Origin of the sequence: Amycolatopsis sp. FBCC-B4732 (genome assembly GCF_023008405.1) — a bacterium.
Lineage (GTDB): Bacteria > Actinomycetota > Actinomycetes > Mycobacteriales > Pseudonocardiaceae > Amycolatopsis > Amycolatopsis pretoriensis_A.
Genome location: NZ_CP095376.1, coordinates 6974843 through 6993802 on the forward strand (window position 1 = coordinate 6974843; position 18960 = coordinate 6993802).

14 protein-coding genes and 2 pseudogenes are annotated in these 18960 nt (G+C 71.7%); 7 read left to right on the forward strand and 9 right to left on the reverse strand.

Features of this window, described 5'->3' with window-relative positions:
* The first annotated feature begins 142 nt into the window (after positions 1-142).
* From secA2 to MUY14_RS30690, 3 genes and pseudogenes are all read left to right on the forward strand, one after another.
* A complete protein-coding gene (gene secA2, locus MUY14_RS30680) occupies positions 143-2482 on the forward strand; it encodes an accessory Sec system translocase SecA2 (protein ID WP_247014394.1) in 2340 nt (779 codons plus the stop codon).
* Between the two features lie 100 nt (positions 2483-2582).
* Positions 2583-4304 carry an NAD+ synthase gene (locus MUY14_RS30685; protein WP_247014395.1) on the forward strand — a complete coding sequence of 574 codons (1722 nt, stop codon included), beginning with the start codon at positions 2583-2585 and terminating at the stop codon, positions 4302-4304.
* 49 nt (positions 4305-4353) lie between these two features.
* A pseudogene (locus tag MUY14_RS30690) lies at positions 4354-5103 on the forward strand (integrase core domain-containing protein).
* Here MUY14_RS30690 and MUY14_RS30695 read toward each other — a convergent pair.
* Together MUY14_RS30695 and MUY14_RS30700 are read right to left on the reverse strand one after the other, a co-directional pair.
* Positions 5100-5714 (reverse strand): VOC family protein, encoded by a 615-nt coding sequence (locus MUY14_RS30695; protein ID WP_247014396.1) that lies wholly within the window; start codon positions 5712-5714, stop codon positions 5100-5102. The pseudogene MUY14_RS30690 and the gene MUY14_RS30695 overlap by 4 nt on opposite strands.
* Before the next feature lie 7 nt (positions 5715-5721).
* Positions 5722-7059, reverse strand: a complete 1338-nt coding sequence (locus MUY14_RS30700; protein WP_247014397.1) for a S8 family serine peptidase — start codon at positions 7057-7059, stop codon at positions 5722-5724.
* Between the two features lie 81 nt (positions 7060-7140).
* Here MUY14_RS30700 and MUY14_RS30705 point away from each other — a divergent pair, with 81 nt between their 5' ends.
* Positions 7141-7674, forward strand: coding sequence for a methylated-DNA--[protein]-cysteine S-methyltransferase (locus MUY14_RS30705; protein ID WP_247014398.1), 534 nt, complete (start codon positions 7141-7143; stop codon positions 7672-7674).
* A 49-nt stretch (positions 7675-7723) separates the two neighbouring features.
* On the opposite strand, the gene MUY14_RS30710 is transcribed toward MUY14_RS30705, so the two are convergent.
* The 3 genes from MUY14_RS30710 to lysX form a co-directional block, all read right to left on the reverse strand.
* A complete protein-coding gene (locus MUY14_RS30710; RefSeq protein WP_247014399.1) occupies positions 7724-8308 on the reverse strand; it encodes a DinB family protein in 585 nt (194 codons plus the stop codon).
* Between the two features lie 73 nt (positions 8309-8381).
* Entirely contained in the window at positions 8382-8948 is a 567-nt protein-coding gene (locus tag MUY14_RS30715; protein ID WP_247014400.1) for a hypothetical protein, read from the reverse strand.
* A 64-nt stretch (positions 8949-9012) separates the two neighbouring features.
* A complete protein-coding gene (lysX, locus tag MUY14_RS30720; RefSeq protein WP_247025319.1) occupies positions 9013-12336 on the reverse strand; it encodes a bifunctional lysylphosphatidylglycerol synthetase/lysine--tRNA ligase LysX in 3324 nt (1107 codons plus the stop codon).
* Between the two features lie 239 nt (positions 12337-12575).
* Between lysX and panB the strand changes: the two genes are divergently transcribed.
* Positions 12576-13514, forward strand: a complete 939-nt coding sequence (panB, locus tag MUY14_RS30725) for a 3-methyl-2-oxobutanoate hydroxymethyltransferase (protein WP_396126598.1) — start codon at positions 12576-12578, stop codon at positions 13512-13514.
* Here the strand turns inward: panB and MUY14_RS30730 are convergent.
* On the reverse strand, positions 13511-14362 hold the full coding sequence (locus tag MUY14_RS30730) for a cytochrome c oxidase assembly protein (RefSeq protein WP_247014401.1): 852 nt from the start codon (positions 14360-14362) through the stop codon (positions 13511-13513). The two genes, panB and MUY14_RS30730, sit on opposite strands and share 4 nt — an antisense overlap.
* A gap of 1 nt (position 14363) precedes the next feature.
* A complete protein-coding gene (locus MUY14_RS30735) occupies positions 14364-15290 on the reverse strand; it encodes an undecaprenyl-diphosphate phosphatase (RefSeq protein ID WP_247014402.1) in 927 nt (308 codons plus the stop codon).
* Positions 15291-15718: 428 nt separating this feature from the next.
* Here MUY14_RS30735 and pip point away from each other — a divergent pair, with 428 nt between their 5' ends.
* The gene (gene pip, locus MUY14_RS30740) at positions 15719-16663 is read left to right on the forward strand and encodes a prolyl aminopeptidase (RefSeq protein WP_247014403.1); all 945 of its coding nucleotides are present in this window, start codon (positions 15719-15721) and stop codon (positions 16661-16663) included.
* Here pip and MUY14_RS30745 read toward each other — a convergent pair.
* A complete protein-coding gene (locus MUY14_RS30745) occupies positions 16649-17203 on the reverse strand; it encodes a TetR/AcrR family transcriptional regulator (protein WP_247014404.1) in 555 nt (184 codons plus the stop codon). The two genes, pip and MUY14_RS30745, sit on opposite strands and share 15 nt — an antisense overlap.
* A 60-nt stretch (positions 17204-17263) precedes the next feature.
* Between MUY14_RS30745 and MUY14_RS30750 the strand changes: the two genes are divergently transcribed.
* On the forward strand, positions 17264-18043 hold the full coding sequence (locus tag MUY14_RS30750; protein ID WP_247014405.1) for an SDR family NAD(P)-dependent oxidoreductase: 780 nt from the start codon (positions 17264-17266) through the stop codon (positions 18041-18043).
* On the opposite strand, the pseudogene MUY14_RS30755 reads toward MUY14_RS30750, so the two are convergent.
* Positions 18040-18888, reverse strand: a pseudogene (locus MUY14_RS30755) (leucine zipper domain-containing protein). The gene MUY14_RS30750 and the pseudogene MUY14_RS30755 overlap by 4 nt on opposite strands.
* Positions 18889-18960 lie beyond the last annotated feature (72 nt).

The window sequence follows — 18960 nt, forward strand, 5'->3', positions numbered from 1 at the left end:
GCGGTGATCCGGCGACGACCGGACCTGGCGCTGGGATGAGGGAACACGGTTGGATCGTCCCATCCGGCCGCGGAACTCGAACGCACCACCGCCACGTTGGGTGGGGCAGGCCGGTCGAGCGAGAGAGAACGGGAGACCAGGGGTGGCAGCACTGATCAGCCGGGTGGGCAAGAAGCTCCGCCGGATCATCCAGCGGCCGGGCAGCGTCGAGCTGACCCGCTACGAAGCACTGCTGCCCGCGGTCGAGAAGCTCGAACCCGAGCTCGAGAAGCTCTCCGACGAGGAGCTGACCGAGCGGGCGGGCAAGCTCCGCGAGACGCTGAAGGACACCGCGTTCGGCGACAACCACCTGATCGAGGTGTGCGCGCTCGGGCGTGAAGCCGCCCGGCGGGCGCTCGGCGAGCGGGCGTTCGACGTCCAGATCCTCGGCACGATGGGCCTGCTCAGCAAGCACGTCGTGCAGATGGAGACCGGTGAGGGCAAGACGCTCGCCGGTGCGCTGGCCGCCGCCGGCTACGCGATCCGCGGGAAGCGCGCGCACGTCGTCACGGTCAACGACTACCTGGCCCGCCGCGACGCCGAGTGGATGGGCCCGGTGTACGCCCTGCTCGGCGTGTCGGTCGGCTGGGTCGAGCCCGCGCACTCGCGCGAGGAGCGCAAGGTCGCCTACGCCAAGGACGTCACGTACGGCGCCGTCGCCGAGATCGGCTTCGACGTCCTGCGCGACCGGCTGGTCACGAACGTGGACGACCTCGTCCAGCCCGACCCCGAGGTCGCGATCGTCGACGAGGCGGACTCGGTGCTGGTCGACGAGGCCCGCGTCCCGCTGGTGATGGCCGGCTCGATCGACCACACCGACGCCGACGAAGAGGTCGCGAAGGTCGTCCGGCGGCTGCGGCTCAACCTGCACTACGAAACCGACAGCGAGGGCCGCAACGCCTGGCTGACCGACGCCGGCGCGTCCGTCGTCGCGAAGTCACTCGGCCTGGAGGTCGACGACCTCTACGGCGAGACGGCGTCCGACCGGCTCCCCGCGGTGAACGTCGCCCTGCACGCGCACGCGCTGCTCACCCGCGACGTCGACTACCTGGTCCGCGACGGCAAGGTCCAGCTCATCAACGCCGCCCGCGGCCGCGTCGCCGAGCTGCAGCGCTGGCCGGACGGCCTGCAGGCCGCCGTCGAGGCGAAGGAGCAGGTCACCGCCACCGACCGCGGCGAGATCCTGGACTCGATCACCGTCCAGGCGCTGCTGGCGCGCTACCCCGAGGTCGCCGGCATGACCGGTACCGCGGTCGCCGTCGCCGAGCAGCTGCGCGAGTTCTACGAGCTCGAGGTCGCGGTCATCCCGCCGAACACCCCGAACGTCCGCGAGGACCTGGAGGACCGCGTCTTCGCGTCGCCGTCGCAGAAGCTGCGGGCGATCGAGGAGGAGATCCGCACGGTCCACGAGACCGGGCGGCCGATCCTCGTCGGCACCCAGGACGTCGCCGAGTCCGAAGAGCTGGCCGAGAAGCTGGCGAAGGTCGACCTCGAGTGCGTCGTGCTCAACGCGCGCAACGACGCCTCGGAGGCCGCGATCATCGCCGAGGCCGGCAAGAAGGGCGCGGTCACCGTGTCCACGCAGATGGCCGGCCGCGGTACCGACATCCGGCTGGGCGGCACCGACGGCGCGACCCGCGAAGAGGTCGTCGAACTGGGCGGCCTGCACGTCATCGGCACCGCGCGGTACCCGTCGAGCCGCCTCGACGGGCAGCTGCGCGGCCGTTCCGGACGTCAGGGCGACCCGGGCAGCGCGATCTTCTTCGCGAGCCTGAACGACGAACTCGTCCTCTCGAACGCGCCGGACGTGCCCGAGGGCATCGTCGACGACGAAGAGACCGGCGAGATCACCGACGGCGCGGCGCTGCGGCAGCTGAACCACGCGCAGCGCGTCGCCGAGGGCGTCGACCTCGAGATCCACCGCAACACCTGGCGCTACACGCGGCTGATCGAGCGGCAGCGGCGTGACCTGCTGGTGCACCGCGACAAGGTGCTTCGCACCGCGTACGCGGCGGAGGCGATGGAGAAGGCGCACCCGGAGAAGTTCGGCGAGCTGAAGGAGAAGCTCGACGACCAAGAGAAGCTGGAGCAGATGTGCCGCGAGGTGCTGCTGTTCCACGTCGACCAGCTGTGGTCGGACCACCTGGCGTACCTGACCGACGTCCGCGAGAGCATCCACCTGCGGGCGCTGGCGCGCGAGACGCCGCTGGACGAGTTCCACCGCGCGGCGATCCCGGAGTTCCACAAGATCATCGGCGAGGCCGACTCGCGGGCGGCGAAGACGCTCGAAGAGGCCGAGCTGACCGACGAGGGCATCGACCTCGGCGAGGCCGGCGTGCGGCGGGCGAACACGACGTGGACGTACCTCGTGCACGACAACCCGTTCGATTCGGACTTCGAGCAGACCATCAAGAAGGTCCGGAGCATGATCAAGCGGAAGTAGCTCTTCGCGGGAAGCCCCCGTCCGGTTCGCCGGGCGGGGGCTTTTCGATTTCGCCCACATTCGCTCGGCTTGCCGGGTGGCCGTGGGCCAGAATGACGGCATGTCGCAACTGCGCATCGCGCTCGCCCAGGTCAACCCCACCGTCGGTGACCTCGACGGCAACGCCGACCTGCACGTCGACTGGACCCGCCGGGCCGCCGAAGCCGGTGCGCACGTCGTCGTCTTCCCCGAGATGTCCCTGACCGGCTACCCGGTCGAAGACCTTGCGCTGCGCCGGACCTTCGCCGAGGCTTCCCGCCAAGGTGTCGAGTCGCTGGCGCGGCGGCTCGACGAGGCCGGGTGCGGCGAAGTGCTGACCTACATCGGGTACCTCGACGTCGACGAGGTCGGCCCGCGCGACGCGGCGGCCGCGCTCTACCGCGGTGAAGTCGTCGCGCGGCAGTTCAAGCACCACCTGCCCAACTACGGCGTGTTCGACGAGCACCGCTGGTTCAAGCCGGGCACCACGCTCGACGTCGTCCGGTTCCACGGGCTCGACATCGGCATGGTCGTCTGCGAGGACATCTGGCAGGACGGCGGCCCGATCTCGGCCCTGGGCCGCGCCGGCGTCGACCTCGTCGTGGCGCCGAACGCGTCGCCGTACGAGCGCTCGAAGGACGAGCAGCGGCTGCCGCTGATCGCGCGCCGCGCCGCCGAAGCGGGGGCGCCGCTGGTCTACACCAACCAGGTAGGCGGCCAGGACGACCTCGTGTTCGACGGCGACTCGCTCGTCGTCGCGGCGGACGGCGCGGTCGTGGCGCGCGCGCCGCAGTTCGTCGAGCACCTGCTCGTGCTGGACATGGACCTCACCGCGGGCGGGCACGCCGGCGACGGCGAGCTCGAAGGCCTGCACGTCCGGCGCCGCGTACTGAGCGCGGAACCGCTGCCGTCGTACGAGCCGACCGCCCGGCCGGTCATCAGCGAGCCGCTTTCGGACGAGGCCGAAGTGTGGCACGCGCTGGTCGTCGGGCTGCGCGACTACGTGCACAAGAACGGCTTCTCGTCGGTGACGTTCGGCTTCTCCGGCGGCATCGACTCCGCGGTCTGCGCGTCGCTGGCGGCGGACGCGCTGGGCGGCGACAACGTCTACGGCGTCTCGATGCCGTCGAAGTACTCCTCGGGCCACTCCAAGGACGACGCGGCCGACCTGGCGCAGCGGATCGGGGCGCACTACCGCGTCGAGCCGGTCGAGGACATGGTCCGCGTGTACGTCGACCAGCTTTCGCTGACCGGCCTGGCCGAGGAGAACATCCAGGCGCGCACGCGCGGCATGCTCCTGATGGCACTGTCCAACTTGGACGGTCACCTGGTGCTGGCCACCGGCAACAAGACCGAGCTGGCCGTCGGGTACTCGACGATCTACGGGGACGCGGTCGGCGCGTTCGCCCCGATCAAGGACGTCTTCAAGACGCACGTGTGGCAGCTGGCCCGCTGGCGCAACGCCGAAGCGGTGAAGCGCGGCGAGACCCCGCCGATCCCGGAGAACTCGATTTCGAAGCCGCCGTCGGCCGAGCTGCGGCCGGGGCAGGTCGACACCGACTCGCTGCCGGACTACGCGCTGCTCGACGACATCCTCGACGACTACGTCGAGGGCGACCGCGGGTACGCCGACCTGATCGAGGCCGGGTTCGACGCGGAGACCATCGACCGGGTGGTGCGGATGGTCGACAAGGCCGAGTACAAGCGGCGCCAGTACCCGCCGGGCACGAAGATCACGTTCAAGGCCTTCGGCCGCGACCGGCGGTTGCCGATGACCAACCTGTGGCGCGAGGGCAAGGCCTAGCTGTGATGTCCAGGGACGTTGTCCCGAGTTGAGGTGACGACTCGCGCGCCTGATCGTGGAGCAGGGCTGGACCTGCACGGCAGCGGCGAAGATGTTCATGGTCGCCGCGAAAACCGCTCGCAAATGGGCGCAGCGCTACCGCAACGAAAGCGCGGCTGGGATGGCTGATCGCAGCACAGCCCGACCCGCACACCCGGGCATCTGGTCCACCGCATCGTGCGGTTGCGGTGGCGCATGCGGCTGGGCCCGGTGCAGATCGGCGGCCGGCTCGGCTTGCCCGCCTCCACGGTGCACGCGGTGCTGACCCGCTGCCGGATCAACCGGCTCTCCCGGATCGACCGGGTCACCGGCGAACCACTGCGCCGCTACGAGCACGACCATCCCGGCTCGCTGCGGCATGTCGATGTCACCAAGTTCGGCAACATCCCCGACGGCGGCGGGCACCGGTTCGTCGGCCGCGCCCAAGGTGACCGCAACCGGGCTGCGACACCCGGCAAGCCCCCGCAACCCCAAGATCGGGACTGCGTTCGTGCACACCGTGCTCGATGACCACTCCCGCGTCGCCTACGCCGAAATCCACGCACCCGGCCCTACCGGCCTCAAAAAACGGCAAGATCGAACGCTTCCACCGGACCCTGGCCGACGGGTGGGCCTACGCCCGCTCCTACCCGTCCGAGACTCTGCCGCGGGCAGCACTACCGGGCTGGCTGCACTTCTACAATCACCACCGCCCCACAGCTCGACCGGCGGCAAGCCGCCGGTCACCCGACTGACCAACCTCCCCGGACACCACACCTAGCTGAGGGCGACCTGACGGCCGTCCGGGGTGCGCAGGGCCGCTGTGAGGGACGCCTTTTCCGTGCGGCGGACCAGGAACTCCAGGCCGAGCGCTTCCGTCGCCGTGTGGACCGAGGCCGGGTCCGGATGGGTGGCCGTCACCATCAGCAGCGGCAGGGACGGCAGGCCGCGGGTCGTCGGGTGCGGGGTGCTGCCCCAGTCGATCAGGAACGGGCGGAGCGAGCCCGGCGCGGTCGGCGGGGTCAGGCGCCAGTGCAGCGTCTCGCCCCCGGCCGTCTCGCGGGACATCTCCCGCGGGTCGCCCGGGTCGAAGCCGCGGGCGCGGGCCGCCGCGATCGTCGCGTCGAGGTCGGGGGTGCGGACCGCCCACGCGACCAGCGCCGGCTCGGTGAGGGCGTCGATGCCGAACGGGCGGGGCGCGAGCGGCTCCGGCTGCGCCGGGTCCGGGCCGATCACCTCCAGGTACATCCCCGCGCCGAGGTCGGCGAGGTGGTTGGCGGTGCCGAGGCCGGTGTGGCTGCCGCCGGGGGCCGGGGTGACCCCGGTCAGGTCGGCGACGCGGGCGACGGCGGCGGCGAGGTCGGGGCCGGCGTAGACGAGGTGATCGAGCACGGCGCCATCATCCCGCGCCGACCGCGCTCGCCGCATCGACCATTCCGCGGCCGTAGTACGTCGTCCCGCCCGCGATCGGCGTGCAGACGGCGTCGGGGCACGGCAGCGGCGTCGCCGTGGCGTACAGGGCCTGCTTGACGCGCTCGGCGCTCCACCGCGGGTGTTCGCTCGCGATCAGGGCGGCGACGCCGCTCGCGTGCGGCGCGGCCATCGACGTCCCGCTCGCCGACCGGTATTCGCCGTTCGGCCAGGTCGACCAGACGCGCGCGCCGGGCGCGGCGACGCTGATCCGCGACGCCGAGTAGTTCGAGAAGCTCGCTTTGACGAGCTTCTCGTCGAGCGCACCGGTGCCGACGACGCCGGGCAGCTCGTGCGGCAGCCGCGTGCACGTCGGGTCGATCGCGCGTTCCACCGGGGTGCTGTCGGCCGGGCTTTCGCGGTCGGCCGAGCGGGTGTCGAGGTCGATCCCGGCGTTGCCGGCCGAGGCGACGACGAGGACGTTCCGGCGCTGGGCGTACGCGACCGCGCGGCCGACGGCGAGCTTCGCCGCGGCCTGGTCCGGCTGGTCGTCGCAGTTGTAGCGCCACGGGATCGAGCGGTAGCTGTTGTTGGTCACGGCGAACCCGTGCTCCGCGGCCCAGACGAACCCGCAGACCATGCTCTCGGCCGTCTCGGTGTCGTCGAGTTCGGCCAGCTTGACGGCGGCGATCCGGACGCCGGGAGCGACCCCGACGACGCCGGTTCCGTTGCGGGCGGCGGCGATCGTGCCGGCGACGTGCGTGCCGTGGCCGTCGAGCGTGGGCCGCCAGGCGCCGGGGCTCCGGTCGGCCCAGCCGGCCAGGCAGGACACGGAATCCTTGCGGTCGAAGGCCGGCGCGAGGTCCGGGTGGGTGTCGTCGACGCCGACGTCGAGCACGCCGACGACGGTGCGCTTGCTGCCTTCGGTGACCGCGTGCGCTTCGGGCAGGTGCAGCGCCGGGACGTCCCACGCGGTGCCTTCGGGCGGGACCTGACCGGAGTTCGGCGAGTTCGGGCCGGTGTAGCGGACGTCCTTGCGAGGCGCGAAGAACTCCTTCGGGACCTTCGCGGTGCGCGTCGCGCCGACGGCGTCGATGCCCGGTGTCGCACGGACCTTCGCGGCGAAGTCGTCCTTCGCGGTGTACGCGACGACGACGCCGATCTGCGGGTAGCTCGCGACGACCGTGCCGCCGGCGTGCTTGATCACCTGCTCCGCCCACCACGTGTGGTGCGTGACGACGACGTGCGGCATGACCAGCGGGTCCGCGGCCGCCGGAGTGGCGATCAAGCCGAGCAGCACTGCCGTCACCAGGATCAGTCGCCGCACACGTCCTCCTCGGAATCGCCCGAACCGAACTTAGCGGTCGATCGCGGCGGCGGTACCCCTCTTCGGTCGTAGGCTGATCGCATGACGACCGGCTTCACGGTGTTCGACACGGCGATCGGGGTCTGCGGGCTCGCGTGGCGCGACGACGTCGTGGTCGGCACGTCCCTGCCCGAAGGCAGTGGCGCGCGGACCCGCGCGTGGCTGCTCCGGCGGTTCCCGGACGCCGTCGAGGAGCCGCCGCCCGCCGCGGTCCGGGCGGCGGTGGACGGGATCGTGGCGCTGCTGGGCGGCGCGCGGCCGGACCTGGCCTCGGTGGCGCTGGACCTGGCTTCGGTGCCGGAGTTCCACCGCCGGGCGTACGAGGTCGCGCGGACGATCCCGCCGGGCAGGACGCTGACCTACGGCGACATCGCGCACCGGCTCGGGCAGCCCGGATCGGCGCAGGCCGTCGGGCAGGCGATGGGGAACAACCCGTTCCCGATCATCGTGCCGTGCCACCGGGTGCTGGCCGCGGGCGGCAAGGACGGCGGCTTCTCGGCGCGCGGCGGGGTCGGAACGAAACGCCGGATGCTGGTCATCGAAGGCGCGCTGGCGGACGAGCCCACGCTGTTCTGAAAACCGTGAAGGCCACCTTCACGGCTCCAGGTGGCCTCCACGCGGTTCGTCAGGCGGGCTGGGGCGTCCAGGGCTTGATGAACGGGGACTCCGGCCAGCCCTCGGCCGCCGCCATCAGCGGCATCGCCGTGCCGCCGTCGACGTGCTCGCGGATGATGTCCGCGTGGCCCGCGTGGCGGGCCGTCTCCTGGATCAGGTGCAGCAGGACCCAGCGGACCGACCAGGCGTCGACGTCCTTCGGGAACCACGGCACGTCCTTCGGCACCGGGACCGCCTGGCCCAGGTCCTCGATCCCGCCGATGACGTCGGCCGTCCGCTTCGCGACCTCGTCGTAGCGGGCCAGCACGCCCGCCAGCGTCTCGTCCTCGCCCAGCCGGTGCGCCGACTGGTACTCGGCCACGCTCTCCGCGAACGGCTTCTGGGGCACCTGAAGGATCGTGTCCAGCCAGCTGTTCTCGGTGGTCGCGACGTGCTTGATCAGCCCGCCCACCGACAGCGAGCTCTTCGTCGCCGCGAGCCGCGCCTGATCGTCGGTCAGCCCGTGTGCGGCCAACCTGAGCACGTACCGCTGCTGCTCCAGGAAGCTCAGCAGCCCGTCACGCTCGTCGGCCACCGGACGCACGTTTCCCGCCATTTCGATCCTTCCGCAAAGGGACACCTGCTCCGGATCGTGCCACCCCGCACCGGCGTTCCGGACCGGAACGGCGCTATCGGTGCGCGTGCCGGGGCGCAGGCTTGACGAAGGCGTACGCGCCGCCGATGCCGTACAGCGCGGCCCGCACGACCAGCTGCACCCGCGTGAAGACCCCTTCGTAGGCGTCGAACTGCCGCGAGAGCACCACCCCGAGCCAGGTCGCCATCACCACGACCAGCCCGGCGACCGCGAGCGCCCGCCAGCCCGGCGGCCACCACAGGATCAGGCTGATCACGCCGGCCACCAGCACGACGCTGAGCAGCGACGAGATCAGGTCGCTCCGCTCCGGGTACGCGGCCTGGACCAGCACGACCAGGCCGAACACGCTCACCGAGACGGAACTGAGCCGCGCCGACCACTGGACCGGGCCGAGGCGGTGCAGCGGCGGGCCGGCGAGCAGGAACGCGACCCCCGAGACGGCCAGCAGGACCCGGAACACCGGTGGGCCGGCCAGCAGCGCCTCCACCGGGTCGTGGACCGGCGAGACGCCCGTCGGGAGGAAGAACTCCAGCAGCCACCCCGAATACCCGAGGACGGCCACCCCCATCAGGAGGGCCGAGGCGATCCGAGCCGTGCGCACGAGGCACACAGTAAGCGAAGGGCAGCGACCCGGCGGTGTGACGCTTGCCGGGTCGCCTGACTCGCTACGCCTGCGGACGGACGAAGGGGAAGAGGACCGTCTGGCGGATCGACGCCCCGGTGAGCATCATCAGCAGCCGGTCGACGCCCAGCCCGAGGCCGCCGGACGGCGGCATGCCGTGCTCCAGGGCGAGCAGAAAGTCTTCGTCCAGCTCCATCGCCTCGACGTCGCCGCTGGCCGCGCGCAGGGACTGCGCTTCCAGCCGCCGCCGCTGCTCGATCGGGTCGGTCAGCTCCGTGTAGGCCGTGCCGACCTCGGAGCCGAACGCGATGAGGTCCCAGCGCTCGGCCAGCAGCGGGTCCGTCCGGTGCTGGCGGGTCAGCGGCGAGACGTCGGTCGGGTAGTCGGTGTAGAACGTCGGCAGCACGGTCGCGCCCTCGACGAGGTGCTCGAACGCCTTGAGCACGAGGTCGCCGTGGCTCGGGTCCTCCCCCACCGGCACCCCGGCGGCCAGGCAGAGCCGCCGCAGCTCGCCCACCGACGTCCCGGAGTCGATGCGCTCGCCGAAGACCCGCGAGACGGCTTCGTGCACCGGGATCACCGGCCAGTCACCGGAGATGTCGTGCTCGACGACGTTGCCGTCGGCGTCCGGGCGCCGCACGACCTGGGCGCCGTACGCCGCTTCGGCCGCGTGCTGGACCAGCTCGCGGGTCAGCGTCCGCATCGTGTCGTAGTCCGCGTAGGCCTGGTACGCCTCGAGCATCGTGAACTCGGGGTTGTGCGTCGCGTCGACGCCTTCGTTGCGGAAGTTGCGGTTGAGCTCGAAGACCCGCTCGACGCCGGCCACGCACAGCCGCTTGAGGTACAGCTCGGGCGCGATCCGCAGGTACATCCGCATGTCGTAGGCGTTGATGTGGGTGACGAACGGACGCGCGTTGGCACCGCCGTGCACCGTCTGCAGCATCGGCGTTTCGACTTCGAGGTAGTCGGCGTGGTGCAGCCGGTCGCGCACCGCGCGGACCACGGTGGAGCGCAGCCGGAGCATGTTCGCCGAGTCCGGGTTGACGGCGAGGTCGAGGTAGCGCTGCCGCACCCGCGTCTCCGGGTCGGTGAGCCCCTTCCGCTTGTCCGGCAACGGGTGCAGGCACTTCGCGGTGACCGTCCACTCGTCGACGAGCACCGAGAGCTCGCCGCGCTTCGACGTCACGACCTGGCCGCTGACGCCGACGTGGTCGCCGAGGTCGACGCCGGTCCGCCAGCGCGTGAGGTCGAGCTCGTCCACCCTCAGCATCAGCTGGATCTCGCCGCTGAAGTCCTTGACGCGGGCGAAGCACAGCCCGCCGAGGATGCGCAGGTTCAGCACGCGCCCGGCGATCCGGACCCGGTGCCCGGTCGTGGTGTCCGGGGCCAGGTCGCCGAACTTCCGCACGACGTCGCCGATGTGGTCGTCGCGGCGGAACCCGACCGGGTACGGGTCGATCCCGGCTTCGCGCAGCTTCGCGAGCTTGGCGATGCGGACGCGGACCTGTTCGGGCCGCCGCACCTGCTTCGGGACGGGCGTCGCCGCCGACTCCTCGATCTCCTTCGCGCGGGCGACGAAGTCGTCGCCGACCGTCTCCAGGCGCAGCGACCGCGCCCGGCCGGTCGGGACGAACCCTTCGAGCGCGCCCGCGACGATGCCGACGCGCGGCAGCCGCCGGGCCGAGGAGTAGCAGAGGAACCGCGGCACCCAGTCCGGGCCGTACTTGGCGTTGGACCGGTACAGCGACTCGAGCTGGAAGAAGCGCGAGAAGACGCTCAGGATGCCGCGCCAGGCCCGCAGCACCGGGCCGGCGCCGATGCGCTCACCCTCGGAGAACACCGCGCGGAACATCGCGAAGTTGAGCGAGATCCGCTGCGCGCCCAGGTGCTGCGCGGCCGCGACGGTCTCGGCGATCATGTACTCGTTGAGGCCGTTCTCGGCGTCGCGGTCGCGGCGCATGAGGTCCAGCGAGAGGCCGCGGCGGCCCCAAGGGACGAACGAGAGCAGGCCGCGCAGGTCGCCGCGGGCGTCGTAGGCCTCGACCATCACGCTGCGGCCGTCGCTGGCGTCGCCGAGCCGGCCCAGCGCCATCGAAAACCCGCGTTCGGTCTCGGCGCCGCGCCAGGCCTGGGCGCGGGCCAGCAGGCCGGCCATTTCGGCTTCCGGGATCTCGCCGTGGCGGCGGACCCGCGAGGTGTAGCCGGCGCGCTCGATGCGCTTCACGGCCTGGCGGACCGAGCGCCGCTCCGGGCCGGCGAGGCTGAACTCGCGGACGTCGAGGACCGCTTCGTCGCCGATCTCCAGCGCCCGCAGGCCGGCGTCGGTATACGCTTTCGCGCCGCTCTCGCTCGCCCCGAGCACGCCGGGGGTCCAGCCGTACCGGCGCGTTTCGTCGAGCCACGCGCGGACCGCGTCCGGCCACGCCTCGGGGTCGCCGATCGGGTCGGCGCTGGCGACGCTGGTGCCGCCGAGCACGCGGTAGGTCACCGCCGCGCGCCCGTTCGGCGAGAAGACGACGCTCTTGTCGCGCCGGGTCGCGAAGTAGCCGAGGGAGTCGTCCTCGCCGTGTTCGGCCAGGAGCTCGCGCACGCGCAGCTCCTCGTCGTCGGTGCGCAGGCGGCGGCTGCGGACCCCGCGGAAGAGCATGTACAGCGCCGCCGTGACGACCGCCGTCGCGCTGAGGTCGATCAGGACGTCCAGCCAGCCCGGGCCGTCGCCGACGCCGATCCGGCGCAGCTGGAGGTTCTCGCCGGTGGCGTGGTTCACGACCCAGGCGAAGCGCTCCCACGTGTCACCGAGGTGCCCGGGAAACGCTTCCGCCAGCCCCCAGCCGACCAGGATGACCGCCGCGAACCCGCCGAACAGCACGGTCAGGCCGTCCCGCCAGGCACTCGGCGCGAGCCGGGCCGGGAACGCCGGGCGCAGCGCGAGCAGAAGCACGATCAGGCCGATCGAGACGACGTCGGCCACGGTCAGCACCCACAGCTGCGCCGGGATGTGCCGGACCTGCTTCGGGCCGAGCGTCAGCAGCTCGGGTGACCACAGCAGCGTCGCCTGCAGGGCCAGGGTGAGCACCAGGCCGCCGACCTGGAACAGCACCAGTGTGTACAGCGCCGCCGCCTTGCGACGGCGCAGCGCCCCGCCCAGCACCACGAGCAGCAGCACCATGACCAGGCTCGCGCTGGTCGGCACGCTGAGGCCGGAGAACGCCATGTCGATGGCGTTGAGCAGGCGCCCGTGCGGGCCGTTCGTGAAGAGGAGGATCACCGAAAACACCGCGGCCAGCTGGACCACGGTCGCGACGATGCCGCCCGCCTTCGCCTTCCACACGGGCAGGCGCGGGCGTGTGCTCGCGAGGGTTCCCATCGTTGCTTTCGTCGCCTTTCGCGGCCGATCGGTGCTCATACCGTCTTCTTGACGTCAGTGAACACAGGTTGGTTGTCCCCGGGCATCAACCTGAAGGTTGACGGTGCGTCGTCCCCGGGGGTGTGAAGCTGGTCCCACGAGGTTGGGGGCCCGCACGCGCGCGTGCCACGCTCTGAGACGCCCCTGCTCCACGACCCGGGGACCTCACCGAGGCCTCGAGGGAAGGACGGTCGACGACGATGTCTGCCACGGTGCCCTTCGGGGCCGAGCCCCGAACCCCAGCCGGAGGGCAAGCCCCCCTGGACCCCCCGAGCGCGAACGGGCCCGCCGAAGAAGCGGCCCCCTACGGCACCGGACCCGGTACCAAGCCGGCGACGGGCCGCAAGGTGCGCGTGCACCACCTGCGTGAGCTCAAGGAACGCGGCGAGCCGTGGCCCATGCTCACCGCGTACGACATGTACACCGCGGCGCTCTTCGACGAGGCCGGGATCCCCGTGCTGCTCGTCGGCGACTCCGCGGCCAACAACGTGTTCGGCTACGACACTTCGCTGCCGGTGACGGTGGACGAGCTGCTGCCGCTGGTCCGGGCCGTCACCCGGTCGGTCAAGCGGGCCCTCGTGGTCGCCGACCTGCCGTTCGGCTCCTACCAGCTCTCGCCGCAGCAGGCGCTGGAGACGTCGGTGCGGTTCATGAAGGAGGGCCGCGCGCACGCCGTGAAGCTCGAAGGCGGGCGGCGGTTCGCCGCGCACGTCGAGGCGCTGACGTCGGCGGGCGTGCCCGTGATGGGCCACATCGGGTTCACCCCGCAGAGTGAGCACAACCTCGGTGGCTACCGGGTGCAGGGGCGCGGCGAAGCAGCGGACGTGCTGCTCGCCGACGCGCTGGCGCTGCAGGAGGCCGGGGCGTTCGCGGTGGTGATGGAGATGGTGCCCGCCGAAGCCGCGAAGCGCGTCACGGCGGAGCTGAAGATCCCGACGGTCGGCATCGGCGCAGGCCCGGACTGCGACGCCCAGGTGCTCGTCTGGCAGGACATGGCCGGGCTCCGGCGCGGCAAGGCGCCGCGGTTCGTGAAGCGCTACGCCGACGTGGCGACGGTGCTGCAGGACGCGGCGACGGCGTTCGCCGAGGACGTGCGCCGTGGCGAGTTCCCGGCGCCGGAGCACGCGTTCCACGACTAACCCCGGTTCCTGAACCGCTCGGCGAGGGCCGGGTCGTTCTCCCACCACAACCCGGTCGCGGGCGCTTCGTCCAGCTGGACGTCGATCTGCTTCGCGCGCCGTTCGTCGTCGCGGGCCCACCGGACGAACAACGCGACGACGAACGGCAAGCCGGCGACGTCACCACCGATCCACAGCACCCCCGCGCCGATGATCTGGTCGGTGCGGGGGTCCGGGCCGTGGCCGGGGTGCGCGGCCGCGTAGTGCGCGGGCGCGAGCAGCGGGCCGAGCCACAGGACGAGACCGAGCGCGCCGTCGAAGATCACCTCGGTGAACGCGATCCACACCGAGACCAGGTGCGGGTCCGCCCGCGGGGTCGGGTCGAGCCCCAGCCGCGTCCAGAAGTACGTGAAGCCGGACAGGACGAGCGCGAGCCGGACCAGGCCATCCGCCACCGCCGAGCGCAGCGTGAGGTCGTAGAGCGGGGTCAGGTAGAGCACCAGGACCGGCACGACCAGGGTGAGCGTGACGACCGGCGGGAATGTCAGCGCCCGCGCCACCTTCCCGCGGCCGTGGCGCCGCAGCCGGACCGCCGGCCGCGTGTCGAGCAGGAGGCGGATCGGGGCGCCCAGCGCGAGCAGCAGCGGCGTGACCATGAGCAGCGTGACCGTCTGGACCGCGCGGACCCAGAAGAAAGTCCGGTCGTAGACCGCCAGCGGCGAGCACGTGACGACGAGGATCGTCGCGAGTCCGGTGAGGAACGCCGTCGTGCGGCCCGGCGGCCAGTCGAGGCGGCGGGCCGCGCGGACGTAGAACGTGCCGAGGACCAGTACGCCGAGGACGGCCGGGGCGTCGAGCGTCAGCGGCACGTCAGACGGCGAAGAAGATCAGGCTGCCGATTCCGGCGAGCACGCAGTAAATGGCGAACGGGGTCAGAGTGCGCGTTTCGAAGTATCCGGTGAGGAACCGGACAGAAATGTACGAAGCGATCCCGGCGATGACGCTGCCGACGAGCGCGGGGCCGAGCGAAGCGTGGTTCTCCGGGGCGAACAGCGTCGGCATCTTGAGCACGCCCGCAGCGAGGATCACCGGCGTGGCGAGGAGGAACGCGAAGCGCGCCGCGTCTTCGTGACCCAGGCCGCGGCGCAGGCCGGCGACCATCGTGATGCCCGAGCGGCTGATGCCGGGCAGTAGCGCGAAGATCTGCGCCGCGCCGATCAGGACGGCCTCGCCCACCCCCAGCTTCGCCAGCCGGACGTCGGTCTTCTCCTCGACCGTGACCGCCCGCATGACGAGGGTTTCTTCGGCCGAGAAGTCCACCGTGTCGTCGTCGCCCGGCGGCTTCTTGTGCGAGAACTTCTCGGCGGCGTAGAGCACCCCGCCGTTGAGCGTCAGGAAGATCGCCGCCGGGACGGGCTTGCCGAGGAAGTCGCGCAGCAGTCCTTCGAACAGCAACCCGGCCAGCCCGACCGGGATCGTGGCGAGCACGAGCAGCCACGCGAGGCGCTGGTCGGGGGTGCGGACCTCGCGGTGGCGGATCGACGTCCACAGGCCACCGATGATCCGGATCCAGTCCTTGCGGAAGAACAGGACGAGCGCGAGCGCGGTGGCGACGTGCATCGCCACGAGCACCGCGAGGTACGGCGAATCCTTCCCGATGCTCAGGTCCCGCTGCCACTGTCCGCCGAGCCAGGCGGGCAACAGGATGCTGTGGCCGAGACTGGACACCGGAAACAATTCCGACACCCCTTGCAAGGCGCCGACGACAATCGCCTCGACATAGGTCACCGCGGACATTCCGTGCCTTTCCGTCCCCTTTTCGAGCAAGGCCGACACCGGAAAGTACCGGCCCATTCGTTAACCCCGGGCAAGGGGGATGGGCGCACTCAGCGTCCTCACAGCGGGCGTTCACATGCATGAACATCAATCATGTTCTTGACTGGTGTTCGGCTCGTGGCTTAGCGTTTAGCCCGTCGCCGCCACGACGCAACGGAACGAACCTCGACGAGGAGGACGGGAATGCGGGTGCGGATCGCCGGCCGTCGTGACCACCCCGACGGCGCCTCTCTTCGGACCACGCTTCCCCGCGGCGGCTGACGCCCCCCGAGCGGGAGCCCGCTCAGCCCGGCGGCGGGGGCGGGCTCCCACCTTTCCTGGTCGTCGTCCCGGCCCCTGGCGGCGGGGTGTCGGGGCGACGGCCGGGGCCCTCCGGCACAGTGACGGGCATGGACGAGCTCTACCCGCCGATCCCCCCGCGCGCCGAAGGGTTCCTGGACGTCGGCGACGGCCACCGGATCCGGTGCCAGGAAGCGGGCAACCCCGGCGGCAAGCCGGTGGTGGTCCTGCACGGCGGCCCCGGCAGCGGGATCGCGCCGATGGCCCGGCGCCACTTCGACCCCGCGGCGTACCGGATCGTCCTGTTCGACCAGCGCGGGTCGGGGCAGTCGACGCCGGGCGCGGACGACCTGCGCGCCAACACCCTGTGGCACCTGGTCGCCGACATGGAACTCCTGCGCGAACGCCTCGGCATCGACCGCTGGCAGCTCTTCGGCGGCTCGTGGGGCGCGACGCTCGCCCTCGCCTACGCCGAGACGCACCCTTCGCGCGTCAGCGAAATCATCCTGCGCGGCGTGTTCACCGTGCGCCCGAGCGAGCTCGACTGGATCTACCGCGGCGGCGCGGCCAACCTGTTCCCGCGCGAGTGGGAGGCCTTCCTCGCCCCGCTCCCGGCTTCCCTCCGCGACGACCCGCTGGCGGCGTACGCCACGCTCCTCGAAGACCCGTCCGAGGAGGTCCGGCACCGCGCGGCGATCGCGTGGAGCACCTGGGAGGGGGCGACGGTTTCGGTGGTGCCGCAGGACTCCTTCGTCCGCCAGTACGCCGAACCGGCGTTCGCGCTGACCTTCGCCCGCCTCGCCGTCCACTACTTCCGCCACGGCGCCTGGCTCGCCGACGGCCAGCTGGTCCGCGACGCGGGCAAGCTGGCCGGCATCCCGGGCGTCATCGTGCAGGGCCGCTACGACACGGTGTGTCCCCCGATCACGGCGTACGAGCTGCACCAGGCGTGGCCGGGTTCGGAGCTGAAGCTGCTGGAAGGCGCCGGCCACGCGGTGACCGACCCGGGCGTGCTCGCGGCTCTGCGGGCGGCGACGGACTCATTCCGCCAGTAGCACGGCGAACACCTTCTCCAGCTTGCGCTTGACGACGGCTTCGTCGGCGCGGGCGAGCTCGGTGCTGCCGATGAGCGTGCGCAGCACCCAGAACCCGGCGATCACGGACAGGACCAGCGCCGGACCTTCGGTGCCCGCCGTCGCCGGGAGGACGTCGGTGAGGTGCTTTTCGACGTGCCGCTCGATGCCCGCGCGCAGGATTTCGGCGGCGCGCGGGTTGGGCGCGGACCGCAGCATCAGCAGGAACGGGTCGAGCCGCCCGGCGTCCGGGCCGGTCCGGCGCACGAGCGCGGCCGCGAGGTCCGCGGCGAGCGTCGCGGGGTCGTCGGTCAGCACGGTCCGCTCGGCCATCGCCGCCTCTACGACCTCGGCGAAGAGCCCCTCCTTCGAGCCGAAGTAGCGGTTCACGAGCATCGCCGTGACCCCGGCGGACTCGGCGATCTCGCGCACGCCGACGCCGTCGTACCCGGCGCGGGTGAAGGCTTCGAGCGCGGAGTTCAGGATCGCTTCGCGGGTGGCGGCGGCGTTGCGGGCTCTCATGTATACGAGTGTAGACTTGGTTCGTAAGTATACGAGTGTAGACATGATGGGAAGTGCACAGTGGACCTCGAATTGGCCGGCAAGCGAGTTCTGGTCACCGGTTCCAGCGCGGGTCTCGGCGAGGCGATCGCCCGGCTGCTGGCCGCGGAAGGTGCCTCGGTGGTGGTGCACGGCCGGGACGCGGCCCGCACCGGAAAGGTCGCTGAAGAGATCGGCGCGGCGGGCGTGGCACTGGGCGACTTGTCGACCGACGCGGGCGCCGACGCCGTGGCGGCGGCCACCGGGGAGGTCGACGTCCTGGTCAACAACGCCGGCGCGTACGACCACCTCTCCTGGACCGAAGCGACGCCGGAGGCCTGGAGCGCGATGTACCAGGCGAACGTCGTCTCCGCGGTGCGGATGGTCCACCGGTTCGTGCCGGGCATGCGCTCGCGCGGCTGGGGCCGGGTGGTCCAGATCGGCGGCGGCCTGGCGATCCAGCCGATGGCGACGCAGCCGCACTACACCGCGACGCTCGCCGCGCGGCACAACCTCGCGGTGTCACTGGCCCGCGAACTCGCCGGGACCGGCGTGACGTCGAACGTCGTCTCCCCCGGCGCGATCCTGGTGGACTCGGTGCGCGAGCTGCTCACCGGCATCGCCCCGGACCACGGCTGGGGCAGCTCGTGGGAGGAGATCGAAGAGCGCGCGGCACAGGAGCTGGTACCCAACGACGTCGGCCGCTTCGGCCGCCCCGAAGAGATCGCGGCCGCGGTCGGCTACCTGGTGAGCCCGGCGGCGGACTACGTCAGCGGCGCGACGATCCGCGTCGACGGCGGCACCATCCGGTCGGTCCACTAGATGTGACGTCCGGGGAGGTCGGTCAGCCGGGTGACCGGCGGCTTGCCGCCGGCTGAGCTGTGGGGTCGGTGGTGATTGCAGAAGTACAGCTAGCCCGGTAGCGCTGCTCGCAGGGATAGAAGCGGGCGTAGGCCCATCCCTCGGCCAGTGTCCGGTGGAACCGTTCGATCTTGCCGTTGGTCTGCGGCCGGTAAGGCCGCGTACGTTTCGGGGCGATCCCCAGCTTGGTGCAGGACGCCGCGGTCGGTGGACCAGGCCACTGCCCGGCGCGCGGTGGCGGTGGCTGCGGTTTCGTCGGTGTGGATTTCGGCGTAGGCGACGCGGGAGCGGTCATCGATGACGGTGTGCAGCATGCCGGTGCGGGGCGTGCGGTCGGCACCGCGGGGCAGCCCGGGGTGGCGCGTTTGTTGCGCTCGCCTTGGCGCGTCCGGCGAAGCGGTGCCCGCCGCCGTCGGGGATGTTGCCGAACTCGGTGACATCGACCTGGATCAGCGATCCGGGACAGGCGTGTTCGTAGCGGCGCAGGGGTTCGCCGATGACCCGGTCGATGTGGGTGAGTCGGTGGATGCGGGCAGGTCGAGCCGGCCGGCGATCTGGACCGGGCCCAGCCGGTGCCGCCACCGCAGTCGCGCGATCTGCCGCACCAGCACGGGCGAGGTCTTGCTCGGGCTGTGGTGTGGGCGGCTGCTGCGATCAGCCATCCCGGCCCTGCCTTCGGTGGTGTAGCGGTCGGCCCACTTCGCGGCGGTCTTCGCAGCGACCATGAACATCTTCGCCGCGTCGGTGCAGTTCCAGCCTTGTTCGACGATCAGGCGAGCGAGTCGCAAGCGGGTGTGTGGGGCCAGGGTGGGACACGAAGGCCTCCGGTGGGTGAAGCGGTTCCCGGACAGCTCCACTTCACATCCGGAGGCCTTCAC